Origin of the sequence: Cyanobium sp. CH-040, assembly GCF_024346135.1 — a bacterium.
Classification (GTDB): Bacteria; Cyanobacteriota; Cyanobacteriia; order PCC-6307; family Cyanobiaceae; genus NIES-981.
In genome coordinates, this window is record NZ_JAGQCJ010000003.1 from 107,243 (window position 1) to 130,098 (window position 22,856).

At 70.6% G+C, this 22,856-nt stretch carries 25 protein-coding genes and 1 tRNA gene; 13 read left to right on the forward strand and 13 right to left on the reverse strand.

What is annotated here, in order from left to right; genetic code table 11:
• Positions 1-38: 38 nt before the first annotated feature.
• Positions 39-956, reverse strand: coding sequence for a UDP-N-acetylmuramate dehydrogenase (gene murB, locus KBY90_RS04475; protein WP_254967272.1), 918 nt, complete (start codon positions 954-956; stop codon positions 39-41).
• A 7-nt stretch (positions 957-963) separates the two neighbouring features.
• Positions 964-2,400 carry a UDP-N-acetylmuramate--L-alanine ligase gene (gene murC, locus KBY90_RS04480; RefSeq protein WP_254967273.1) on the reverse strand — a complete coding sequence of 479 codons (1,437 nt, stop codon included), beginning with the start codon at positions 2,398-2,400 and terminating at the stop codon, positions 964-966.
• Between the two features lie 266 nt (positions 2,401-2,666).
• Here murC and KBY90_RS04485 point away from each other — a divergent pair, with 266 nt between their 5' ends.
• Positions 2,667-3,689: a type I glyceraldehyde-3-phosphate dehydrogenase gene (locus KBY90_RS04485; protein WP_254967274.1), complete on the forward strand. Its 1,023-nt coding sequence runs from the start codon at positions 2,667-2,669 to the stop codon at positions 3,687-3,689.
• Here KBY90_RS04485 and thiL read toward each other — a convergent pair.
• Both thiL and KBY90_RS04495 read right to left on the reverse strand, forming a co-directional pair.
• Positions 3,635-4,702, reverse strand: coding sequence for a thiamine-phosphate kinase (thiL, locus tag KBY90_RS04490; protein ID WP_254967275.1), 1,068 nt, complete (start codon positions 4,700-4,702; stop codon positions 3,635-3,637). The two genes, KBY90_RS04485 and thiL, sit on opposite strands and share 55 nt — an antisense overlap.
• A gap of 25 nt (positions 4,703-4,727) precedes the next feature.
• Positions 4,728-5,882 carry a peptidylprolyl isomerase gene (locus KBY90_RS04495; RefSeq protein WP_254967276.1) on the reverse strand — a complete coding sequence of 385 codons (1,155 nt, stop codon included), beginning with the start codon at positions 5,880-5,882 and terminating at the stop codon, positions 4,728-4,730.
• 113 nt (positions 5,883-5,995) lie between these two features.
• On the opposite strand from KBY90_RS04495, the gene efp reads away from it, so the two are divergent.
• Positions 5,996-6,556, forward strand: coding sequence for an elongation factor P (efp, locus tag KBY90_RS04500; RefSeq protein WP_254967277.1), 561 nt, complete (start codon positions 5,996-5,998; stop codon positions 6,554-6,556).
• A 5-nt stretch (positions 6,557-6,561) separates the two neighbouring features.
• A complete protein-coding gene (accB, locus tag KBY90_RS04505) occupies positions 6,562-7,053 on the forward strand; it encodes an acetyl-CoA carboxylase biotin carboxyl carrier protein (protein WP_254967278.1) in 492 nt (163 codons plus the stop codon).
• Here accB and pdxA read toward each other — a convergent pair.
• Both pdxA and KBY90_RS04515 read right to left on the reverse strand, forming a co-directional pair.
• Positions 7,040-8,068 carry a 4-hydroxythreonine-4-phosphate dehydrogenase PdxA gene (gene pdxA, locus KBY90_RS04510; RefSeq protein ID WP_254967372.1) on the reverse strand — a complete coding sequence of 343 codons (1,029 nt, stop codon included), beginning with the start codon at positions 8,066-8,068 and terminating at the stop codon, positions 7,040-7,042. The genes accB and pdxA overlap by 14 nt on opposite strands.
• 90 nt (positions 8,069-8,158) lie before the next feature.
• Complete coding sequence (locus tag KBY90_RS04515) at positions 8,159-9,148, reverse strand: SDR family oxidoreductase (RefSeq protein ID WP_254967279.1); 990 nt, start codon at positions 9,146-9,148, stop codon at positions 8,159-8,161.
• Positions 9,149-9,178: 30 nt separating this feature from the next.
• On the opposite strand from KBY90_RS04515, the gene KBY90_RS04520 reads away from it, so the two are divergent.
• On the forward strand, positions 9,179-9,526 hold the full coding sequence (locus KBY90_RS04520; RefSeq protein ID WP_254967280.1) for a hypothetical protein: 348 nt from the start codon (positions 9,179-9,181) through the stop codon (positions 9,524-9,526).
• Here KBY90_RS04520 and KBY90_RS04525 read toward each other — a convergent pair.
• Entirely contained in the window at positions 9,472-9,909 is a 438-nt protein-coding gene (locus tag KBY90_RS04525) for an HNH endonuclease (protein WP_254967281.1), read from the reverse strand. The genes KBY90_RS04520 and KBY90_RS04525 overlap by 55 nt on opposite strands.
• A gap of 31 nt (positions 9,910-9,940) precedes the next feature.
• On the opposite strand from KBY90_RS04525, the gene KBY90_RS04530 reads away from it, so the two are divergent.
• Positions 9,941-11,572 carry a DEAD/DEAH box helicase gene (locus KBY90_RS04530; RefSeq protein WP_254967282.1) on the forward strand — a complete coding sequence of 544 codons (1,632 nt, stop codon included), beginning with the start codon at positions 9,941-9,943 and terminating at the stop codon, positions 11,570-11,572.
• On the opposite strand, the gene KBY90_RS04535 is transcribed toward KBY90_RS04530, so the two are convergent.
• The 3 genes from KBY90_RS04535 to KBY90_RS04545 all read right to left on the reverse strand — a co-directional run bounded on the left by KBY90_RS04535 (position 11,535) and on the right by KBY90_RS04545 (position 13,133).
• Positions 11,535-11,918 carry a hypothetical protein gene (locus KBY90_RS04535; protein WP_254967284.1) on the reverse strand — a complete coding sequence of 128 codons (384 nt, stop codon included), beginning with the start codon at positions 11,916-11,918 and terminating at the stop codon, positions 11,535-11,537. The genes KBY90_RS04530 and KBY90_RS04535 overlap by 38 nt on opposite strands.
• A gap of 16 nt (positions 11,919-11,934) precedes the next feature.
• On the reverse strand, positions 11,935-12,357 hold the full coding sequence (locus tag KBY90_RS04540; protein ID WP_315858706.1) for a DUF6554 family protein: 423 nt from the start codon (positions 12,355-12,357) through the stop codon (positions 11,935-11,937).
• Between the two features lie 110 nt (positions 12,358-12,467).
• Positions 12,468-13,133 (reverse strand): AbrB family transcriptional regulator, encoded by a 666-nt coding sequence (locus tag KBY90_RS04545; protein WP_254967285.1) that lies wholly within the window; start codon positions 13,131-13,133, stop codon positions 12,468-12,470.
• On the opposite strand from KBY90_RS04545, the gene KBY90_RS04550 reads away from it, so the two are divergent.
• The 3 genes from KBY90_RS04550 (at position 13,068) to KBY90_RS04560 (ending at position 14,471) form a co-directional block, all read left to right on the forward strand.
• Positions 13,068-13,439 carry a chemotaxis protein gene (locus KBY90_RS04550; RefSeq protein ID WP_254967286.1) on the forward strand — a complete coding sequence of 124 codons (372 nt, stop codon included), beginning with the start codon at positions 13,068-13,070 and terminating at the stop codon, positions 13,437-13,439. The two genes, KBY90_RS04545 and KBY90_RS04550, sit on opposite strands and share 66 nt — an antisense overlap.
• A 262-nt stretch (positions 13,440-13,701) precedes the next feature.
• Positions 13,702-13,848, forward strand: coding sequence for a hypothetical protein (locus KBY90_RS04555; protein ID WP_254967287.1), 147 nt, complete (start codon positions 13,702-13,704; stop codon positions 13,846-13,848).
• 380 nt (positions 13,849-14,228) lie between these two features.
• A complete protein-coding gene (locus KBY90_RS04560; RefSeq protein WP_254967288.1) occupies positions 14,229-14,471 on the forward strand; it encodes a hypothetical protein in 243 nt (80 codons plus the stop codon).
• Between the two features lie 145 nt (positions 14,472-14,616).
• On the opposite strand, the gene KBY90_RS04565 is transcribed toward KBY90_RS04560, so the two are convergent.
• A tRNA-Gly gene (locus KBY90_RS04565) sits at positions 14,617-14,688 on the reverse strand.
• Between the two features lie 44 nt (positions 14,689-14,732).
• Positions 14,733-15,884 (reverse strand): alanine--glyoxylate aminotransferase family protein, encoded by a 1,152-nt coding sequence (locus KBY90_RS04570; RefSeq protein WP_254967374.1) that lies wholly within the window; start codon positions 15,882-15,884, stop codon positions 14,733-14,735.
• Positions 15,885-15,998: 114 nt separating this feature from the next.
• On the opposite strand from KBY90_RS04570, the gene cbiD reads away from it, so the two are divergent.
• The 5 genes from cbiD (at position 15,999) to mrdA (ending at position 21,681) form a co-directional block, all read left to right on the forward strand.
• Positions 15,999-17,138 carry a cobalt-precorrin-5B (C(1))-methyltransferase CbiD gene (cbiD, locus tag KBY90_RS04575; protein ID WP_254967289.1) on the forward strand — a complete coding sequence of 380 codons (1,140 nt, stop codon included), beginning with the start codon at positions 15,999-16,001 and terminating at the stop codon, positions 17,136-17,138.
• 26 nt (positions 17,139-17,164) lie between these two features.
• Entirely contained in the window at positions 17,165-18,754 is a 1,590-nt protein-coding gene (gene guaA / locus KBY90_RS04580) for a glutamine-hydrolyzing GMP synthase (protein ID WP_254967290.1), read from the forward strand.
• Between the two features lie 63 nt (positions 18,755-18,817).
• Positions 18,818-19,441: a hypothetical protein gene (locus tag KBY90_RS04585; RefSeq protein ID WP_254967291.1), complete on the forward strand. Its 624-nt coding sequence runs from the start codon at positions 18,818-18,820 to the stop codon at positions 19,439-19,441.
• A 56-nt stretch (positions 19,442-19,497) separates the two neighbouring features.
• Positions 19,498-19,917, forward strand: coding sequence for a hypothetical protein (locus KBY90_RS04590; protein ID WP_254967292.1), 420 nt, complete (start codon positions 19,498-19,500; stop codon positions 19,915-19,917).
• Positions 19,918-19,923: 6 nt separating this feature from the next.
• Positions 19,924-21,681, forward strand: a complete 1,758-nt coding sequence (gene mrdA / locus KBY90_RS04595) for a penicillin-binding protein 2 (protein WP_254967293.1) — start codon at positions 19,924-19,926, stop codon at positions 21,679-21,681.
• Position 21,682: 1 nt separating this feature from the next.
• Here the strand turns inward: mrdA and KBY90_RS04600 are convergent, their stop codons facing one another.
• Complete coding sequence (locus KBY90_RS04600; protein ID WP_254967294.1) at positions 21,683-22,831, reverse strand: glycosyltransferase family 1 protein; 1,149 nt, start codon at positions 22,829-22,831, stop codon at positions 21,683-21,685.
• Between the last annotated feature and the right edge of the window lie 25 nt (positions 22,832-22,856).

The window sequence follows — 22,856 nt, forward strand, 5'->3', positions numbered from 1 at the left end:
GGGAGCGTTTGCGGCAGGCTAAGCGCTGGCCGGACGGCTCAGAACCCCAGGCGCTTCACCTCGGGGTGGAGTCTCAAGCCGTGGGCGATCTCCACCCGCCGCTGCACCTCGGTGATCAGGGCGTCGATGTCGTGGGCACTGGCGTCGCCGGTGTTGACGATGAAGTTGGCATGCACGGGCGAGACCTGGGCGCCGCCGATGCTCAGCCCCTTGAGCCCCAGCTCCTCGATCAGCCGGCCGGCCTTGCGGGGCTCGGGGTTGCGGAACACGCTGCCGCAGCTTGGCTGCTGGTAGGGCTGGGTGCTGGTGCGGCTGTGCAGGTTGGCGCTGGTGCGCGCGCTGACCGCGGCCGGGTCGTGGCCGGCCGAGAGACGAAACCGCGCCGAGAGCACCACCAGGGACTCCTGCTGCAGCCGGCTCTGCCGATAGCCGAAGTCGAGCTCGCTGGCCATGAGCGTGAACGGTGCTCCGGGCCGGGCCGGATCCATCACCACCAGCGACTCCAGCCATTCCGCGGTGCAGCCTCCCTGGGCGCCGGCATTCATCACAGCCGCGCCACCCACGGTGCCGGGGATGCCCACGGCCCACTCCAGGCCGCTGAGACCGGCGCGGGCCGCCTTGCGGGCCAGGGTGGGGATGGGCTCGCCGGCCTCCGCCTCCACCCAGCCCTCCAGAGGATCGAGCCGGCTGCCCTGCAGGCGGCGCAGGCAGAGGCAGAGCCCCTCTAGGCCGGCGTCGGCGATCAGCAGGTTGGAGCCGGCACCGATGCAGTGCAGGGGCACACCGGCCTGGTGGCTCCAGCCCAGCAGTGTGTCCAGCTCCTCGGCGCCGGCCGGTTCGGCGAACCACTGCGCCGGTCCGCCCACTTTCCAGGTGGTGTACTCCCGCAGACCGACCGCCGGTCTCAGGCCCGTCGCTTCACGCAGGCTCAGTGGTGGGCTGATGGACGGCGCCATGCCTGCCCTAGGCCACGAGTTCGTGCAGATCGCTGGGCAGCTGGCTGAGCCGGTCCCAGAGACTGTTCACATCACCGGCGCCCATGGCCAGCACCAGATCGCCGGCGGCGCTGCAGCGGCTGATGTTCCGAGCCAGTTCCTCCATGCTGCCGGCCACGGTCACCGGCAGGGATGGCGCCAGGCGCTGCACCGCTTCGGCCAGCGACTGGCTGCTCACCCCCTCGATCGGCTCCTCACCGGCGGCGTAGAGGGGGGCGAGCTGCACGGCGTCGGCCCGTGTGAGGGCCGCGGCGAACTCCTCGAGGAACTGGGCCGTGCGGCTGTAGCGGTGGGGCTGGAACACGGCCAGCAGCCTTCGCGGAGCCTGGGGCAGGGGGCTGCGCCCGCTGCTCACCATCAGCCGCGCCGTGTCCAGGGTGGTGGCCACCTCGCTGGGGTGATGGGCGTAGTCGTCCACCACCAGGCGACCATTCCAGACCCCGCGGAAATCGAAGCGCCGTCCCGGAGGACGGAGGTTGGCGACGGCCTCGGCCAGTTCGCCGAACTCCACCCCTTCCAGCCGGCAGGCGGCCAGGGCAGCGGCGGCATTGCTGAGGTTGTGGCGGCCGGGCAGGGGCAGCTCCAGATGGCCCAGGAGCGTGCCCTGTTCATGGAAGGCGAGCAGGGTGCCGTCGCCCCGCTCCTCGATGGCGATGGCGGCGAAGTCCACCCCTTCGCAGGTTTCGGTGGACCACCAGTGGTCCGCCTCGAAGTGCTCGCGCAGGATCGGACAGTCGCGGTTGGCCAGCAGCCGGCGGCTGCCGCGGGCGAAGCGCTGCATGGTGCCGATCAGGGCGTCGAGATCGCTGTAGTGATCGGTGTGGTCGAGCTCCAGGTTGGTGAGCACACCGAGCTCCGGCCGGAATTTCACCAGCGAGCCGTCGGATTCATCGGCCTCGGCCACCAGCAACCGGCCCGTGCCATGGCGTCCGTTGCTGCCGAAGGCCGGCACCACGCCACCGATCACCGCGGTGGGGTCGCGGTCGGTGCAGGCCAGCAGGGTGGCCACCAGGGTGCTGGTGGTGGTCTTGCCGTGGGTGCCGGCCACGGCGATCGACGGCTGGGCGTTGATCAGGGCCGCCAGGATGTCGGAGCGGTGCCAGATCGGCAGCCCCACCCGGCGGGCCTCCATCAGCTCCGGATTGCTGTCCGGCACGGCCGAGCTGATCACCACCTGGGGGGTGTGGGAGGTGCCGCTGCGGATCGCCGCCACCGTTGCCGCGCTCTGCTGCAGGAACACGCGCACACCCAGGCGGCGCAGCCTGTCCAGAACCGGCCCGTCGCGGTGATCGGAGCCGCTCACCGGATGGCCCCGCTCCGCCAGGATTCCCGCCAGAGCCGACATGCCGATCCCGCCGACACCGATGAAGTGGAGGGGCTGGTGGCGGCTGAGCGAGGGGATCAAGAGTGGGCTCCGGTCCGGTGGTCTGGACTCCGATGACGCCAGAACCGAGGACGCCACCACGGTGGATCCCAGCTGGGGGGCGGCCGCCGCAGCAGGAACTTAGGGCTTCCCCCTGCCGTGTGCCATGACGACTTGCTACGCCTCGCCGCTCTCCGGGCCAGCCTGCGCGGAGGAGCAGGCCCGCCGGTGGGGGTTGGAGAGGCCTATTTCTGTATGATCTGCACCCAAATCTCCCTGCTGCCGGCGGTTGCCGCCGCTCCCCTGCCATGACTCTGAAAGTTGCGATCAATGGATTCGGCCGGATCGGACGCAACTTCATGCGCTGCTGGCTGAGCCGGGGCGCCAACACCGGCATCGAGGTGGTGGGGCTGAACGACACCTCCGATCCCAGGACCAATTCCCACCTGCTCCAGTACGACTCGATGCTGGGCCGCATCCGTGATGCGCAGGTGTCCTACACCGACGATGCCATCGTCGTGAATGGCAAGCACATCAAATGCTTCTCCGATCGCAATCCTCTCAACCTTCCTTGGAAGGAATGGGGCGTTGATCTGGTGATCGAGAGCACTGGTGTGTTCGTGGACCAGGCCGGTGCCGGCAAGCATCTCGAAGCCGGAGCCTCCAAGGTGCTGATCACGGCCCCGGGCAAGGGCGACGGTGTCGGCACCTTCGTGGTGGGCGTGAACGATCACGAGTACCGCCACGAGGACTGGTCGATCATCTCCAACGCCAGCTGCACCACGAACTGCATGGCGCCCCTGGTCAAGGTTCTCGACCAGACCTTCGGGATCGTCAAGGGCACGATGACCACCACCCACAGCTACACCGGTGATCAGCGCATCCTCGATGCCTCCCACCGCGACCTGCGCCGAGCCCGCGCCGCCGCCATCAACATCGTGCCCACCAGCACCGGCGCCGCCAAGGCCGTGGCGCTCGTCTATCCGGCCGTGAAGGGCAAGCTCAACGGCATCGCCCTGCGCGTTCCCACCCCCAACGTCTCGGTGGTGGACATGGTGCTGGAGGTGAGCCGGGGCACCAGCGCCGAGGAGGTGAACGCCGCCCTCAAGGCCGCCGCCGAGGGGCCGATGAAGGGCATCATCAAGTATTCCGATCTGCCGCTCGTCTCCAGCGATCACGCCGGCACCGACGAGAGCACCATCGTCGATTCCGATCTCACCCTGGTGATGGGCGAGAACATGGTGAAGGTGGTGTCCTGGTACGACAACGAGTGGGGCTACAGCCAGCGCGTCGTCGATCTCGCCGAGGTGGTGGCTCGCAACTGGAAGTGAGTGAAGCCTGCGGCGCTGGCTGGAAAGGCTTCCGCATCTCCCAGCCAGCCGATCGCGCGGCCCTCCTGTGAGCGTTCAGCCAGCTCGCCGATGATCTGAGCTCCGGGAAGCCGGGCCACCAGGGCTTCTGCCCAGGCCGCTTCCAGGGCCAGGATCAGCTCGAAGTCCTCTCCTCCTCCCAGGCACCAGTCGAGTGCCTCAGGCAGCGCCGCCATGCCCGGATCGAGCGGCAGCCGCCGCCGGTCCAGCAGGGCCCTGCAGCCGCTGGACCGGGCGATCGCCTCGGCAGCGGCCGCCAGGCCATCGCTGCTGTCGGTGCCGCCCACCCGCCACAGGCTGTTCCGGGGCCGGCTGGCGTGCAGTGCCGCCACCGCATCGAGGCGAGGACGAGGGCGTTGGTGGGCTGCGATCGCCCGCTCCAGCAGCGACGGTTCGAGACCCCTGGCCAGGCCTTCGGGAAGCGCTCCCAGCAGCACTGCCAGGCCGAGGCGGCTGAGGCCATGGGGGCCGGTGCTCACCAGCCGGTCGCCGGGCTTGCCGTCGCCGCGGCGGATCGGAGCCGGGTCGCCGCCGGTCGTGCGCGCCAGGCCACCCAGGGCGGTGACCGCCAGCAGCCGCAGCGTGCCACTGCTGCAGTCTCCGCCGAGCAGCTGCCCGCCATGGGAATCGAGGCAGGCCCGCAGCCCGGTGTAGACCGCCTCCACCCACGACCAGGGCGTGCTGCCCGGGGCCACCAGGCCCACGGTGAGGCCGCAGACGCTGCTGCAGCCCATCGCCGCCAGGTCGGACAGGTTGGCGGCCGCCGCCCGCCAGCCCACGTCGAAGCCGCTGGTGCTGGCGTCACTGAAGTGCACCTGCTCCACCAGCACATCGGTGTTCACCACCAGTGGGCCGGGCAGATCCACCAGGGCGGCGTCATCGCTGAACTGTCCGGGCGGCGCGAAGGCGGCCAGCCGTTCGATCAGCTCCCACTCGCCCAGGTCGGCGAGGCTGGGCCCCTCAGCCGGTGTCATCAGCCGGGGTGATCTCCATGGTCATTCAGCCGTGGGGCTTGAGATTGTCGGCTCCGTCGATCACCGTCGCCTTGACGATGGCGTCATCGACACCGAGCTCTCCGAGCACGTCGAATCCATCCACCACGTAGCCGAAGGCGGCGTAGCGGCCATCCACCAGATTCAGGCCCGCCGGTGTCAGTTCCGGCTCGTAGAGAAAGAAGAAGAACTGCGACGAACCGTCATCGAGCCGCTCGTCGGAGTGGGCCCAGCCCAGGGTGCCGAAGGTGGCGAAGGGCAGCATGGGGGTGGCCTTGTAACGCCCCAGATCCTCGAACGTCTGGTTGTAGAAGGGCGCCGCCTCTCCGGGCACCCGGATCTCCAGGGGCACCGTGCGTTCCTGGCCGGTCCGGGGATCCACGTAACCCTGGTCGGGTCCCTTGGGGTCGCCCGTCTGGAGCACGTAGAAATCCTCGGCCCGGACGAAGGGAAGGCCGTCGTAGAAGCCCCTCTGCACCAGGTCCACGAACGCTCCGGCAGTCAGCGGGGCGTTGTAGCCGTCCGCCACGGCGGTGAGGTCGCCCTTGGTGGTGGAGATCCGCACGGTGGCGCGGCCCAGCAGGCGGGGCAGGCCGTCAAACTCGGCCGGAATGGCGAAGGGGAAGTCGCCCACCAGCAGGGCCTCGGCTTCGCCGAGGCTGGCGAGGGCGCTGCGGCGGGCGTCCAGGAACCCGTCCCGCTGCTGGCTGCCGGCGGCGGCGGCCATCTCCTGCAGCTGGCTTTCCAGGTTGTCCAGCAGGCCTGCGGCCCGTTCCTGGTCGGCCGGCTGGAAGTCAGCGAGGATGCCGTTGCGGGTGCTGCTCAGCAGCGACTGGCTGCGCCGCACCGTGTTGGCCAGGGCCGTCCAGCGCTTGGCCCGCAGGTCGTCGCTGGTGTCCTCGAGGCGGTGCTGCAGATCCTGCAGCCGCGGAGCGTCCACCGGCAGGGCGTTGCGCAGGATCGCGGCCGGGTCCTTCACGGCGTTGCCCTCGGGGAGCGCCGCGCTGGCGGCGGGGGCCAGCAGCAGCAGGCTGAGCAGCAGCGCCAGGGCCCCCCGGCAGATCCGCACCACGGACCCGGCGGGCCAGAACACCTTGGGCCAGAGCACCTGTGGGAAGGGCGCCAGGCGGGATGGAGCGAGGCGGAATGGGCCCTGGGCCATGGCCATGGATCCTCTCTGGCCGGACTTTGGCACAGCTCCCTGGAGCCCGCCCCGCATCTTCACGATGGCTTGCTGTAGCCAGCCGTACAATCCGCCCGGTCCGCATCGCCGGGATGATCTCCAGCAACGACTTCCGCACCGGTACCTCGATCGAGCTGGATGGGCAGGTCTGGCGAGTCGTTGAATTCCTGCATGTGAAGCCGGGCAAGGGCTCGGCCTTCGTGCGCACCAAGCTGAAGGCGGTGCAGAGTGGCAACACGGTGGAGAAGACCTTCCGTGCCGGCGAGATGGTGCCCCAGGCGCTGCTGGAGAAGAGCACCCTCCAGCACACCTACATGGAAGGCGACGAGTACGTGTTCATGGACATGGGCACCTACGAGGAAACCCGCCTCAGCGCCGCCCAGATCGGTGACGGCCGCAAGTACCTCAAGGAGGGCATGGAGGTGAACGTGCTCGCCTGGAACGGCAAGCCCCTGGAGGTGGAGCTGCCCAACTCGGTGGTGCTGGAGATCACCCAGACCGATCCCGGCGTCAAGGGCGACACCGCCACCGGCGGCACCAAGCCGGCGATCGTGGAGACCGGCGCCCAGGTGATGGTGCCGCTGTTCCTGTCCATCGGCGACAGGATCAAGATCGACACCCGCACCGACACCTACCTGGGGCGGGAGAACTGATCGCCATGCAGCTCGACCACGATCAGCTTCAGGCGCTCCTGGCTCTGCTGGCAGAGAGCGATATTCAGGAGTTCAAGCTCGAGGGGGACGATTTCCGCCTCGAAGTGCGCCGCAACCTCCCCTCCCCGGCCCCCCTGGTGCCCCTGCCGCACCATCCGGCGGCCGTCTCTCCGCTGCCGCCCGCGCAGGTGCCCGCCGCGGTGCTGCAGGAGGTGCCTTCCGCTCCCCCACCGGCTGCCGCCGCCAGCCGCGGCGACCTGGTGGAGATCACCGCGCCGATGGTGGCGACCTTCTACCGCGCCCCTGCGCCAGGGGAGCCGGCCTTCGTGGAGCTGGGCAGCCGCATCCGGGAGGGTCAGACGGTGTGCATCCTCGAGGCGATGAAGCTGATGAACGAGCTCGAGGCCGAGGTGAGCGGCGAAGTGGTGGAGATCCTGGTGGAGAACGGCACGCCGGTGGAGTTCGGCCAGGTGCTGATGCGCGTCAAGCCCGGCTGAGCTCCCAGGCCGTCTCGATCGCGGCCGTCATGCTCTGGGAGCGGGCGATGCCCCGTCCGGCGATGTCGAAGCCGGTGCCGTGGTCGGGTGAGGTGCGCAGGAACGGCAGGCCCAGGGTGGTGTTCACGGCGGCGTCGAAGGCCAGCAGTTTCACCGGGATCAGGCCCTGGTCGTGGTACAGGGCCAGGTAGCCATCGGGTCCGCTGCCCTGCCCGCGCCAGGCGGCGGCCGCATCCAGCCAGCAGCTGTCCGGTGGGCGGGGGCCCTCCACGCGCACGCCGGGGTGGTCGGCCCGCCAGGCCTCCAGGCAGCCCTCGAGCCAGTCGCGCTCCTCCACGCCCAGTCCGCCGGCCTCGCCCGCGTGCGGGTTGAGCGCCGCCACCACCAGGCGGGGCTCGGGGTTGAAGCGCCGGCAGAAGGCGAGCAGCAGCTCGAGCTTGCCCCGCACCAGCGCGGCGTTCAGCTGGCCGGGCACCGCGGCCAGGGGGATGTGGGTGGTGGCCAGCAGCGTGTTCAGGCGCCAGGCGCCGCGGGGGGCGCGGGCGGTGAACAGCATCGCCGCCTCCCGGGCGCCGCTCAGTTCGGCCAGCCGTTCCGTCTGGCCCGGGTAGTGATGGCCGGCCGCGTGCCAGCTGGCCTTGGCGATGGGAGCCGTGACCAGGGCCCGGCAACGGCCCGCCTGCACGAGGCCGGCGGCCGCCTCCAGCCAGGCGAAGCTGGCGGCTCCGGCGGCGGGGCCGCTGTGTCCGGGCGTCACCGCTCGATCGAGGGGCAGATCGACAATCTCCAGCTCGGCGGGATCCCTCAGGGGTGCATCGCTGTGGCGCCGCAGGTGGGCATGGTGGGCCTCCAGCCAGCGGCGGCAGCCCACCAGCACCGGCTCCAGCCCTTCGGGCAGGGGTCCTGCCAGGGCCTTGAGCACCACTTCGGCGCCGATGCCCGCGGGGTCCCCCAGGGCGATGGCCAGGCGCCCGCGGATCGAGTTGGATGGATCGCTGGTGCCGCTGCTGCCCATGCTGCGCTGGTTGTTGCTGTTGGGGTTGCTGTGGGGTCTGGGCACCGGGATCAGCCGGGGATGGATCGAGCTGCGCTGGGGCCGGATGCTTCAGGATCTGGGGCTGCCCTTCGTGGCCGATCCTGATCCCTGCGACTGCCCCCCGGCGGGTGAGCCGCCTCCGAGCAGGCCATCGGCCGGGGCCTCCTCCTCCGCCAGGCAGGCCGGCAGCCCCTCCCGGAAGCTGGGATAGCGCAGCCGGTAACCCAGCTCCCTGCAGAGCAGCCGGTTGCTGGCCCGCCTGTTCTCGGCCCAGAAGCTGCGGGCCATCGGACTCAGCTCGGCTTCGATGTCGGCGTAGCGCTCCGCATCCGGCAGCTTCAAGCCCAGCAGATGGCAGGCGAAGCCGAGCAGTTCGCTGGAGGGGCAGGGGCGGTCGTCGGTGATGTTGAGCACCGCCGGTCGCCGCCCGGCCGGCAGCGACAGGCAGTGCAGCAGGGCGCCGACGATGTCGTCGACATGGACGCGGGAGAACACCTGGCCCGGCTTGTGGATCAGCCGGCTGCGGCCGCCGCGCAGCCCCGCGAAGGGACTGCGGCCCGGCCCGTAGATCGCCGGCAGACGCAGCACCTGCACCGGCAGGCCGCTCTCCCGCCAGGCCTGTTCGGCCTCCAGCCGGGCCTGGCTGCGTCCGGGCCCGGGGCGGGGCGGGGCGGACTCCTCCACCCAGGCTCCTCCGGTGTCGCCATAGACGCCCGTGGTGGAGAGATACCCCAGCCACTGCAGGGGCAGCTCCCGCAGCAGCGGCCCCAGGCAGCGCAGGGTCGGATCCCCCGGTCCGCCGTCCGGGGGGGCGGTGACCAGCACATGGGTCACGCCCGCCAGGGCGCTGGCCGGGGGGAGCGCGGCTGCGCCGCTGTCAAAGAGCAGCCACTTGAGCTCGGCCGGCGGGGCCCCGCCCGCCTCGGGCGGCCGCGGCTGCCGGCTGGTGAGCAGCACCGGCATGGCCTGGCGCAGAGCCGCGCGGGCGAAGCGGCGGCCCGTGTACCCGCCGCCCACCACCAGCAGGCGCCCCGCGCCCTTGACATCCTGGCCTGGCATCAGTACACCTGTACCAGTTGCATTCCCACGATGCCCCGCCGTCTCTCCTCGCCGGCGCTCGCCACCTCCGTGCTCTCCCTGCGTCCGCCGCAGCCCCGCCCGGCGCAGGTCCGGCTGGGCTGCAAGGCCGGCTCCGCGTCCCTGTCCGTCTGCCACGGCCGTGCGGCCGTCCTCCCCGCTGCCAAGGTCCTGCACCACCGTTCACCCCAGCCTGCCGCAGGGGCGGATCCGGCGGCGGCCGCCGCCCCAGGACTGATCACCGCCCTCGCGGTGGGCACGCTGGTGCTGCTGGCTGCTCTGCTGGCTCCGGAGCAACCCCAGGATCAGGCCGCCATCTGCCAGCGCCACAACGGCTCGGTGGCCTGCCGGGTCTGGTGAGGATCCGCCCACTGCAGCAGCCGCAGCGCCAGTTGCAGATCTCCCTCCAGCCAGGCCCGGATCGCCATGGCGCGGCGCGGGTCGTAGAAGCTCTGGCGCCGGTACCAGACGAACACGTCGCCGTCCCCCTTGTGGCCGTTGCAGGCCAGACAGGCGGGAACGCAGTTCTCGGTGACGCTCGATCCACCCCGGCTCTGGGGATGCACGTGGTCGATCGACTCGGATCGCTGGCCGCAGTAAACGCAGGTCTGGCCCGTGAGTTCGTGCAGGGAGCGGCGCCAGCGGCGGTGTTTGAGCTTGGGACAGAGATCCTCGAGTGAGACGGCGTTGAGCGCCTGGCCCTGCACCCCGGCGCGGTGCGAACCCCAATCCCTGGCCTGCATGCGCGTGGCTCGGTTGGCACAGTTATGCCGCATGGGAAGCGGTGGCACTGTGTCCGGGGCTGCAGTCAGGCCTCTCCGTTGCCGCCTGCGGCTCGGGGCCAGTGGGCGCATCGAGGTGATCAGCCCCTTCGATGCCGTCACCCAGGCCCAGCTGCGCGGCATCCGGCCCCGGGGCCAGTGGAATGGACGGCAGCGCTGCTGGGAGTTTCCCCTCGAAGCCGCCGAGGCGCTGCGCCGCACCCTGGCCGACCGCTTTCCGGTGGAGCCGGAACTGGCCCAGTGGCTGGGCTGGCTCCAGCAGCCCCTGCCGCCCCTGCCGCCCCACCGCCAGCTGGTGGCGGCGGCGGCCCTGGCCGAGCCGCTGGCGGATGGCCGCTGCCTGTTCGCCCACCAGCGCGCCGCGGCGCGCTGGTTGCTGGCCCGGCGTGGTGCCCTGCTGGCCGATGCCATGGGCCTGGGCAAGACCCTCTCCGCCCTGGCGGCCGCCAGGGCGATGGTGCGCCTGGCGGACTGCCGCGTGGTGGTGCTGGCGCCGGTGGGGCTCCATGACCACTGGCGCAGCGAGGCCCTGGCCCTGGGGCTGCGGCTGGAGATCCACAGCTGGGCGCGCTTGCCGGAGTCGCTGCCGCCGGCCGGCACCGTGCTGATCGCCGATGAGGCCCATTACGCCCAGAACCTGCAAACGGCCCGCTCCAGGGGACTGCTGCGCCTGGCCCGGCATCCGCGGCTCCGGGCCGTCTGGCTGCTCACCGGCACGCCGATGAAGAACGGTCGTCCGGCCCAGCTCTATCCGTTGCTGGCCGCCTTCGACCACCCCCTGACCCGCGACCAGCGTGCCTTCGAGGAGCTGTTCTGCCAGGGCCACTGGTGCGAGCGCCGGGGCCGCCGCATCTGGCAGGCCAACGGCGCCAGCAACCTCGGCGAGCTGCAGCGCCTCACCCGTCCGCTGCTGCTGCACCGCCGCAAGCAGGACTGCCTGGATCTGCCCCCCAAGCACCGGCTGCTCCAGCCGGTGGAGCTCGATGCCGGGCAGGCGCGCGGGTTCGAGCATCAGCTCCAGCGCCGGGTGGCCGATTACCGGCGCCGCGCCGAGCGGGGGGAGGTGCGCCGGGATGCCGAGGTGCTGGCCGTGCTCACCGCCCTGCGCCGCATCGGCTCCGACTACAAGCTGCCGGCGGCGCGGTCGCTGGTGCGCCGTCTGCTGGAGCAGCGCCAGGCCGTGGTGGTGTTCACCGCCTTCGTCTCCACCGCGCGCCTGCTGCAGGCCGATCTCGGCGGCGGCGCCCTGCTCACCGGGGCGGTGCCCGTGTCCGAGCGCCAGCGGCTGGTGGAGCGGTTCCAGGCCGGTGCCACGCCGCTGCTGATCGCCACCTACGGCACCGGTGGCCTCGGCTTCACCCTGCACCGGGCCCGCCATGTGCTGCTGATCGAGCGGCCCTGGACGCCGGGCGATGCCGAGCAGGCGGAGGACCGCTGCCACCGCATCGGCATGGGCGGCAGCCTCACCAGCCACTGGCTGCAGCTCGGTGTGGCCGATCAGCTGGTGGATGGTCTGATCGCCAGCAAGGCCGAGCGCATCGCCCTCACCCTGCAGCGTGGCGAAGCCCAGCTGCGCCGCCGCCGGCTCACGGCGATGGTACGGGAGGTGCTGCGGGAGTGGTGACCGGCATGCCCGCGCAGAGCTTGCGGCGCACCTCCAGGTCGCTGCGCAGCTGCGCGTCCAGCCGCTCGGCGGGCAACCGGTCGGCCAGGCGCAGGGCCTCGCCCAGATCCGCACAGGCGGCCGCGTCCTCTCCGGCCAGGCTGTGGAGGAGATAGCGGTCGTTGCGTGGCCCGGGATCGTCGGGATAGGCCGCCACCACCTCGTCGCAGAGGCTGATCTGCTCCTGGAGCCGATCCAGCGTCACGTTGCGCAGGCAGTCGTCCCTGCGCACCCCCTCCTCCTGGGGCAGGGGCTCCTCGCTGCAGCCGACCAGTGCCAGGCTGATCAGCAGCAGGGGCCCGATCAACCGGGCCGGCCAGGGCTCAGTAGCCGTAGCGCTCGCCACGGCTCTTGGGGGTGCCGGCGGTCTGCGGAGCGGTTTCCGCCTCATCCCGGCGGAACAGGTCACCCAGGTGCATGCCGCAGTTGGGGAAGGCTTCAGGACTCTGCACCACCGCCTCGGTGATCATCACGGCCGCGTGCTGGGGGGAGGTGCGAAACAGGCCGCCGCCCTGGCGTTTGATCACCTCATAGGCCGCATCCCAGCTCACCTGGTGGCTGTTGCCGCTGCCGCGCATGAAGCAGTAGATCTGCGCGCCCCGGCCTCCCGGCGTGGACATCACCACCGGCACCACGCCGCCGTCCTGGGCGGCAGCGGCCAGGGGTGCCCAGGTGCCGGCAATCAGCGCCAGGCGCAGTCCCCACTGCGGCAGCCTGCCGGGCAGGGAACACCTCGGATCGGCCATGGTTCCTCGCGCACAAGCGTTCGTCACGGTATCGATCCGCTCCGGCAGCGTCGAGATGGGCCGCGGGCTGAAGTGGCCGGACCCCAGGGGTCGGCGCGCTGGATCCGCGCTCAGCCGGGGGGGTGGGCGCCTGGCAGCACCAGCCGCAGCACCAGGGGCAGCACGATCAGCACGGTGATCAGGCGCACGGCATGCAGCACCGCCACGGCTGCCCCAACCCCGAATTCGGCGCCGGCCAGGCTCATGCCACTGATCGCCCCGGGAGCCGAGCCCAGCAGGGCGACCACCGGCTCGGTGCCCAGCAGCCGGCTGCAGATCAGGGCCACCGCCAGGCCGGCCAGGATGAGTGTGCCCGTGATCAGCAGGGCGGGCCGCCAGAGCTGACGCAGCTCCACCAGCGCCGCCGCCGTGATGCTGGTGCCGATGACCGTGCCGATGCCGATCTCCAGCACCGTGCGGGTGCCCAGGGGCCACTGGGCAGGTTCCAGGCGTCCCGTGGCGCTCACGAGCCCGGCAGCCAGCAGCGCGCCCGCCAGGGGCGCTGCCGGCAGGCCGGTGCGCAGAGCCAGCACACCCCCGGCCGTTCCCGCCAGGGCGAACAGCAGCAGGGTCCAGGGGGCAGCCATCCGGCCATCATCGCCAGCGGCGTGCGCCCATGGCTTGGCCAGCCTGCGCGGATGTGCTGTCATCGGCGTCACGGCAACGACTCGATGACCTCCGCCTCCGTTTCCTTTCGCATCACCCGCAGCACCGAGGACCTGGCGCAGACCACCCACGCCCTCTCCCTGCGGCTGGTGAAGCTCGAGCAGCGGCTCGAGGCGCTCGAACTGCAGATCCAGCATGCGCTGGAACGACGCGACCAACGCGATCCCCTGGAGCTGAACAGCCTCGAGAATGTGGAACGGCTGCTTCATGACTGCCGCTCCCTGCTGGGCCTGGATGCCGAAACAGCAGAGGCAACAGCCGTGGTTCCAGTCTCCGGTTCAGCCCCGGATTCATCATTTCCAGATACAGACGACGAGTTCGAATCAGACCCTGCAGATCTGCTGGCCATGGAGGGTCCAGGAGAGCTTGCGGCCTGATCGTCTGCGGGGTCTGCCTCGGCCTCGCTTCAGACGGTTGCCGGTGTCAAAATGGGAAGAAAGTGAGCTCATGGCTTTCCCCGGCCCCGCGCACCCCAATCCCGCGCAGACCATCCCCGGCGCGTCCCCTGCAGCAGCTCCCGCCGGCGCTGCGACACCCACCGCTCCCCCCACCTCCGTTGTCCCAGCCGTTGCCAATGGCCTGCGCCGGGGTGCCCATCACCACACCGCTGCTGGTGCGGCAACAAGACCATTCCCTCAGGTGCCCAGCAGCGACGGGGAGCATCAGCTGGAAAAGCTCCAGTTCGCTCTGGCGGTGGCTCTCACCCGCGGCGATCGCGAGCGGGAACGGTTCCTGCGTGAGCAGATTGCTGCCCTCGGGGGCCACGGTGAGGAACCGGGTACCTGAGCATCCGGCTCGAGACCCGATCCCATCCCTGCGGATCCTGAGCTCGGGCCGGTCGGCGACGTCCTCCAAGATGCATCCCGGCTGCTGAGTGAGAAGGGTGTACTGCTGATAGAATTCCTCTGCTGCCAGGATGTTGAGGCAATATCAACCCATCCAGCGCAACGATGCAGCATCATGCGAGGCGCCATCAAGCATGGCTTCAGGGCCACTGATTGGTTGTGTCTTCACTTGTGTTGTGATCCCGGGTCACCAGCACGGCCAGATCGCCGGCAGGTTGGCAGCATGCCCACCACCGCTCCACCTCCGCTGTGCTTCGTGCCTCTGCTGTGCACCACACGGCTGAGCCTGGACAGTCCTGAAGGTCATTCCTTAACTGTTTCATGACGGCAACCCTGCCCGCCAAAACCCCGCTTCCTGTTGGCCGATCCGCGGCCAGCGCCGACGTGGACCCCAAGGACGAGTTGCGCAACCGCATCACCAGGCTGGACCAGGAGGCTCGCCTGGCCGCTGACGCAGGCGCGATCGAGACATCGGCCCGGGTCATCCTGCAGATACTCGACTGCGAGCGGCGTCTCGCCGCCATCGGCCCCCAGGTGCTGCAGGTGATCAAGCCGCGGTCCTGAGCCCTCGGCCATCCAGGTGGCTGCAGCGTGGGCAAGCAACGTGCCTGAACAGAAGGGCTCAGCAGGAGTGCCCGGTGCTCTTCCGGCACTGCGGCAGGCCCATCGCCAGGTCACCTGCAAGGATGAACAATGGACTACTACTGAAAGCGGGTGACCGGACTCGAACCGGCGACGTTCAGCTTGGGAAGCTGACATTCTACCACTGAATTACACCCGCATCAGATAAGGAACTGCCGTCCGGCAGTTCCTTATGGCAGAAGCCTAGCCCGCCAGGGCAGCGGCGCAGGCGGCGACCCCCGCGCCGGGGGTGCCCTTGTGCAGCCCCAGGCCCTCCAGGGTGGCCTCGATGGCCGCCACGGCCGTGAGCACGTCACGGTCGCAGACGAAGCCCAGGTGGCCGATGCGGAACACCTTGCCCTTGAGATGATCCTGGCCCCCGGCCAGCAGGATCTGGAAACGGTCCTTCACCTGCTTGCGCAGGGTCTCGGCGTCGATGCCCTCGGGAGCCACGGCCGTGATCGCCGGGCTGCCGTGGCCCGCGGCGGCATACAGGGGCAGGCCCATGGCGGTCATGCCGGCCTGGGCGGCGGCGCGGTGGCGGGCATGGCGGGCGAAGATCGCCTCAAGCCCCTCGGCCTGCATCATCTCCAGCGCCGCCTCCAGGGCGAAGTAGAGGTTCACGGCCGGGGTGAAGGGGTTGCTGTCGGCCTGGGCTGATTTCCTGTATTTGCCCAGATCCAGATAGAACTTGGGCAGGTCGGAGCGTTCGTAGGCGGCCCAGGCCCGCTCGCTCATGGCCACGAAGGCCAGCCCCGGCGGCATCATGTAGCCCTTCTGGGAGCCGGAGCCGATCACGTCGAGGCCCCAGGCATCCATCGGCACGTTGCAGGCGCCGAGGCTGGTGACGCAGTCGGCGATCGTGAGGGCCGTGCCGTGGGCCCGCACGTGGCCGGCGATGGCCTCCAGGTCGTTGATCACCCCTGTGGAGGTTTCCGAGTGGGTGAGGATCACCGCCTTGATCGCCTTGGCCGTGTCGGCCTCGAGGGCGGTGCGGAAGGCCTCCGGATCGAGGGGCTGGCCCCACTCGGCCTGGATCACCTGCACGTCCAGGCCGTAGGCCCGGGCCACCTTCACCCAGCGCTCGCCGAACTTGCCGTTGTCACCGCAGAGCACCCGGTCCCCCCTGCTCAGCACGTTGATGATCCCGGCCTCCATGGCGGCGGTGCCGCTGCCGGTGATCGCCAGCACGTCGCTTCTGGTCTGGTGCAGCCACTTGAGCTGCTCGGTGGTGCGCCTGACGATCTTCTGAAAGTCGGCGCTGCGGTGGCCGATCGGGTGGCGGCCCATCGCCTGCAGGACGGTTTCCGGCACCGGCGTGGGGCCGGGGATCATCAGGGTGAGCTTGTCCTGCATGGTGGAGGGGACGGGGGCGATGCGGGTGGATGGGGACGCGGCCCGGCGGCGGCGCAATCGACCACCATAAAAAACAGCCCAGGCTCCCCCCTTCGGTGTCTCAACGAACCATCCATGGCTGAGGCCGGCTTCACCCTGCCGGTGTGGACCGCCGCCGCGGCGCGGGCGGCGCTGCAGGGTCTGCTCGGGGAGCGGCTGGATCCGCAGCAGCCGCTGCGGCTGGATGGGGAGGGCGAGCTCCAGCCGATTCCGATCGAGGCGGCGGCTCCCCTGGCCGACGGCAGTGCCCTGGCCATGGCCCGCTGTGATCCCGGCGAAGGCGTGCTGGATCTCACCCGCGGCCTGCTGGTGTGGGTGCAGGCGCGCTGGCTGAGCGGCGTGGGCCCCTGGCTGGAGCTGCGGGCCGGGGAAGGCGTGGGTGTGATTCAGGCCAGTGGCGAGGCCTGCCTGTCGACCTATGCCCGCCAGCTGCTGGAGTGGAATCTGCGCCCCCTGGTGCCGGCTGGGCGCCGTCTGGGCCTGGAGGTGTTCATCCCCGAGGGCCGACGGCTGGCCGAGCGCACCAGCAATGCCGCCTTCGGGGTGGTGGAGGGGCTCGCCCTGATCGGCACCCAGGCCCGGGTGCAGCGCAGTGCGGCCCCCGAGCAGCTGGAGGTGGCCCTGGCGGAGCTGCGTCGCCGCGCCGCCTGTGCCGATTTCGCTGGTGATCTGGTGCTGGTGATCGGCGAGAACGGCCTCGATCTGGCGCCCCGGCTGGGTCTGCCCCCCCAGCTTCTGCTCAAGGCCGGCAACTGGCTGGGGCCCCTGCTGGTGGCGGCGGCAGCGGCCGGCGTCCAGCGGCTGCTGCTGTTCGGCGTCCAGGGCAAGCTGATCAAGCTGGCCGGCGGCATCTTCCACACCCACCACCATCTCGCCGACGGCCGGGCCGAGGTGCTCACCGCCCTGGCAGCCCTGGAGGGCCTGGCGGGCGCCGATCTGGAGCGTCTGCACGGCGCCGCCAGCGTGGAGACGGGGCTCGCCGATCTCGATGAGCGCCAGCCGGCCCTGGCGGAGCGGCTGCGCACCCGCATCGCCGCCGCCATCGAGCAGCGCAGCCGCGCCTACCTGCTCAGCCACGGCCAGCCGGAAGCGATCGCGGTGGGGGCGGTGCTGTTCGACCGCAGCCGCAGGGTCCGGGCCTGCGGTCCCGCAGGCTCCCGGCTGCTCACGGAGCTCGGCAGCCCGGCCCGGGAGGCGCCGGGGGGCGCCCCCTAGGCTTCAGCCCCGGCCCGCCCATCGCCATGTCCGTGATCGACGCCGCCTCCCAGTCGTCCCGCCATCCGGCGATCGTGATCCTGGACTTCGGCTCCCAGTACTCCGAGCTGATCGCCCGGCGGGTGCGGGAAACGGAGGTGTTCTCGCTGGTGATCAGCTACACCACCAGTGCCGAGGAGCTCAGGGCCCTCAACCCCCGGGGCATCATTCTCAGCGGCGGCCCCAGCTCGGTGTATGAGCCTGGCGCGCCCGTCTGCGATCCGGGCATCTGGGATCTGGGCATTCCCGTGCTGGGCGTCTGCTACGGCATGCAGCTGATGGTGCAGCAGCTGGGCGGGGCGGTGGTGGCCGCCGGCAAGGCGGAATACGGAAAGGCGCCCCTGCATGTGGACGATCCCACGGATCTGCTCACCAACGTCGAGGACGGCTCGACGATGTGGATGAGCCATGGCGACTCGGTGGAGCGGCTGCCGGAGGGATTCGTGCGCCTCGCCCACACCGAGAACACCCCGGAAGCGGCGGTGGCCCACCACCAGCGCCGGCTCTACGGCGTGCAGTTCCATCCCGAGGTGGTGCACTCCACCTGCGGCATGGCGATGCTGCGCAACTTCGTTTATCACATCTGCGGCTGCGAGGCCGACTGGACCACGGCGGCCTTCATCGATGAGGCCATCGAGGAGGTGCGCCGCCAGGTGGGTGAGCGGCGTGTGCTGCTGGCCCTGTCCGGCGGCGTGGATTCCTCCACCCTGGCCTTTCTGCTGCACCGGGCGATCGGTGATCAGCTCACCTGCATGTTCATCGACCAGGGCTTCATGCGCAAAGGTGAGCCCGAATTTCTCACGGAGTTCTTCGACCGGAAGTTCCACATCCGGGTCGAATACATCAACGCCCGTGAGCGCTTCATCAGCAAGCTGGCCGGGGTCACCGATCCGGAGGAGAAGCGCAAGCTGATCGGCACCGAGTTCATCCGGGTGTTCGAGGAGGAGAGCAAGCGCCTCGGCCCCTTCGACTACCTGGCCCAGGGCACCCTCTATCCCGATGTGATCGAGAGCGCCGGCACCAACGTGGACCCCAAGACCGGCGAGCGGGTGGCGGTGAAGATCAAGAGCCACCACAACGTGGGCGGCCTGCCCAAGGATCTGCAGTTCAAGCTGGTGGAACCCCTGCGCAAGCTGTTCAAGGACGAGGTGCGCAAGGTGGGCCGCAGCCTGGGGCTGCCGGAGGAGATCGTGGGCCGCCACCCCTTCCCGGGCCCCGGCCTGGCGATCCGCATCCTCGGCGAGGTCACCGACGAGAAGCTCAACATCCTCCGCGATGCCGACCTGATCGTGCGCGAGGAGATCCGCGATGCCGGCCTCTACAACGAGATCTGGCAGGCCTTCGCCGTGCTGCTGCCGGTGCGCAGCGTGGGGGTGATGGGCGACAAGCGCACCTATGCCTTCCCGGTGGTGCTGCGCTGCGTGTCCTCTGAGGACGGCATGACCGCCGACTGGTCGCGCCTGCCCTACGACCTGCTGGAGACCATCTCCAACCGCATCGTCAACGAGGTGCAGGGGGTGAACCGGGTGGTGCTCGACATCACCAGCAAGCCCCCCGGCACCATCGAGTGGGAATGAGCCCGGGCCCGTGGCGGCTGCGGGGGGCGTCCGGTACCTTCGGGGTCCCGGTTCCGTCGTGCCGTGAGCGCCGCCCCCGCGTCATCCAGCGCCCCTGAGCTGCAGCGCCGGCTCCAGCAGGACAGCATCCAGCTGGGTGGAAAGACCATCTATCTCAATCCCTTCCTCTACTGGCGACGCTTCGACGCCAACACCGACCGCTGGCTGCGCGAGCCCGGTCAGCTGCCGGAGGAGCAGATCGCGGCCAACCGTGGTCGCTTCTATCCCGAGCTGGACTGGGATCTGCTGGATGACGAGGAACGCGCCACCAAGGATGGGGCGGTGGAGATGTTCCTCAAGAGCCTGGAGCTGATCAGCACCTTCAATCCCGACCTCAGCGCCGGCCAGCTGCTGGAGGTGGAGCGCAAGATGGCGGTCACCAAGAAGGTGGCCTTCGAACGCTGGGTGAGCCGCGCTCTGGCGCGCCGCGAACGGGAACAGGCGAAGGAGCGGCGCCGCTTCGACCGCGACCGTGCCCTGCGCGCCTGGGGTGAGTGGTTCGGCCTCGATGTCACCCGGCAGGCGCTGCTGCCGCTGGCCGCTCTGCTGGTGGTGGCGGCGGCCGCCGGCTGGTGGCTGGGCAGCCGCCAGGCCTGCTCCCCAGCCGCGGCTCCCCCGCCGCTCACCGGCCCGGCTGCGCTGAACTGAACCGGGCATGAACTGAACCGGGCAGGGCAGACTGGACCTTCCTGCCCCCACCGGCCATGGCCGCCGACCCCCTCGACGCCCTGCGGCTCACCCTGATGCAGGACGTGCTGCCGGTCGGACTGGCCGTCGTGGATCGTGCCCGCAGGGGCGGCCCCCGCCAGGTGATGGCCGCCTTCGACGGCAGCAGCGCCGACCCCCTCGGGCAGCTGCGCGAGGAGGGGGAGTCGGCGGCGAGCCGCCTGCGCGCCCGGCTCGATCAGGTGAGCCCCGGTCTGGGCAATCCGGTGATGAAGGTGGAGGTGCACGACGTGCCTGATGCCTCCGTCGCGGACGGGGATGGTGGCGAAACCGGGGATCCGCTGGAGCTGCAGCAGCGCCTGGCGGCGATCGCCACCCGCCTGGGCCAGCTCGAGCAGATCCTGCTGGCAGAGGCGCCGTCCGGTTCCTCATCCGGGTCCTCCGCTCCACTGCGCTAGGGCCTGATGGCGTTCGCTCCCGGGGTGCGCCACAGCGGCATGGGTCGCCAGCCGGTGTGGCTGCTGGCGGTGGTGCTGCTGCTCAGCGGCGCCATGGTGACGCGCCTGGCCTGGCTGCAGCTCCTGCACGGGGCCGAGAACCGCCAGCGGGCCGACGAGAACCGCATCCGCCTGATGCCGCGCAACCCCATCCGCGGCCGGCTGCTGGATCGCCAGGGCCGGGTGCTGGCGACCAGCCGACTCACCTACAACCTCTACGTGCAGCCCGGCGAGGTGAGCGACGAGGCCTGGCCGGCCCTGCGCGACCGCCTGTCGGCCCTGCTCGGTCTGCCGCCGGACCAGCTGGATGGCCAGCGCCGTGCCGGAGCCAACAGCGAGGGCTTCCGCATCCAGCTGGCCGAGGGCCTGCGGCCGGATCAGGTGCTGCGCTTTCGCGAGCAGTCCAGCAGCCTGCCGGGCGCCGAGGTGGACGTGGATGTGCTGCGCAGCTACCCCCATGGCCGCCTCGGGGCCCATGCCCTGGGCTATACCAGTGGCATCACCGAGGAGGAATACGCGCGCCTGCGCGATCAGGGCTACCGCATCCGCGACCGCGTCGGCCGCAGCGGCCTGGAGAAGGTGTACGAGACCCACTTGCGCGGCGAGTGGGGCGGCCAGCAGGTGGAGGTGAACGCCGCCGGACAGGTGCAGCGGGTGCTGGGCGAGAAGCCGGCCAGGGCCGGCAAGGATCTGCGCCTCACCCTCGATCTGCCGCTGCAGCAGGCGGCCGAGAAGGCCCTCGACGGCGTGGCCAGGGGGGCGATCGTGGCCATGGATCCGAACACCGGCGCCATCCGGGCGATGGCCAGCCGGCCGGCCTTCGATCCCAACATCTTCTCCCCGGCCCCGAGCATCAGCCAGTGGGCGGCGCTCAACAGCCCGGAGGCCCCCCTGCTCAACCGTGCGCTCCAGGGCTTTCCGCCCGCCAGCACCTTCAAGATCGTCACCAGCCTCGCCGCCCTCGAATCCGACCGTTACGGTCCCACCTCCACCGAACTCACCACCGCCTCCTACTGCCGCGCCGGCCTCTGCTACCGCGACCACGTGAGCATGGGCCAGCTTGGCTTCCCGATGGCCCTGGCCCTGAGCAGCAACAGCTTCTATTACCGGGCCGGCATCAACATCGGCGCCGATCCGATCTTCAAGACGGCCCGGAAGCTGGGCTTCGGGGCGCGCACCGGCGTGGAGCTGGGCGCAGAGGAGAGCGAGGGCCTGCTGGGCGACAAGGCCTGGAAGAAGGAGGTGCTGGGGGAGCCCTGGACCGACGTGGACACGATCACCGCCTCCATCGGCCAGGGGGCCGTGCTGGTGACGCCGCTGCAGATGGCGCGCATGTATGCCGCCGTGGCCAACGGGGGCTGGCTGGTCACCCCCCACCTGGTGGAGCGGAAACCGCAGCGGGTGTGGATCGGCTTCCAGCCGGATTCCATCCGCACCCTGCGTCAGGGCCTGCGCCTGGCGGTGCAGCAGGGCACGGCCCGGGTCCTGAATCAGCCCGGACTGCCTCCGGCAGCGGGCAAGACCGGCACCGCCGAGGATCCTCCCAGGCCCGTGCACGCCTGGTTCGGGGGCTACGCGCCGGCCGAGAACGCGGATCTGGTGGTGGTGGCCTTCGGGGAGAACACCGGCGGCTTCGGCGGCACCGTGGCGGCACCCATGGCCCAGGCCGTCTTCGCCACCTGGTTTCAGGCGGGCAGGACCGAGGGTTCCCGGCCGAGGAGCTGACTCAGGCCACCAGCCTGAGCCCTTCGCCCGCCAGCAGCCGGCCGTAGTAATCGCGCAGCTGGTCGGTGGCACCGGCCCAGCCCCAGCGCTCCGCTTCCGCCCGGGCGGCCTGCCGCAGGGCCTGGCGCTCGGCGGGGTTGCCCAGGAGCCGCTCCACGGCCGCGGAGAGGCTGGCGGCGCCGCCGTCGGGTCCATCGGGCTCGTAGAGGCAGCCGTTCACGCCGTCGGTGACGATGTCGGGGATGCCGCCGCGGTTGGCGCCCACCACCGGGCAGCCGGCCGCCATCGCCTCCAGCAGCACCAGGCCCAGGGTCTCGGTGCTGGAGGGGAACACGAAGGCATCGCCGCTGGCATAGGCCGAGGCCAGCTCCTCACCCGCCAGGTAGCCCACGAAGGTGGCCGGAAGGCCGCTGAAGTGGGCCTCCAGCTGCTGGCGGTGGGGGCCGTCGCCCACCAGGGCCAGGCGGGCATCGGGCATGGCCTCCAGCACGGGCCGGATGCGCTCGATCTGCTTCTCGGCCGAGAGGCGCCCGATGTAGAGCAGCAGCTTGCCGGTGTCGCTGTGGTCGCCGAGCAGCCTGCGGCGCATGGCGTCGCTGCGCAGGGCCGGCCGGAACAGCTCCGTGTCCACCCCCCGCTGCCAGAGGTCGGTGTGCTGGATCCCCTTCTCGCTCAGCTCCTGCACCATGGCGGTGGAGGTGCAGAGGTTGAGGCGGGCCTGGTTGTGGGCGGCCTTGAGCAGCTCCCAGAGCAGGGGCTCGAGCATGCCCATGCCGTAGTGCTCCAGGTACTTGGGCAGATGGGTGTGGTAGCTGGCCACCAGGGGATAGCCCTTGGTCCTGGCCAGCCAGATGCCGCCGAGCCCGAGCACGGCCGGATTCACGACATGCACCAGATGGGGGTCGAAGTCCTCGAGCGCCTCCGACACCGCCGGCCGCGGCAGGGCCAGCTTCAGCTCGGGATAGAGGGGCAGCGGCATCGCCGGCACCCCCACCACCCGGGCACCCATGTAGGAGGCCGGTGCGCCTTCGGGGCAGAAGATCAGCACCTCATCGCCGGCGGCCACCAGGTGCTGCACGGTCTTGGTGAGGCGGGTGACGATCCCGTCCACCTTGGGCAGGAAGGTTTCGGTGAAGAAGGCGATCTTCAAGGGATGGGGGCCCGTGATGGCGGCG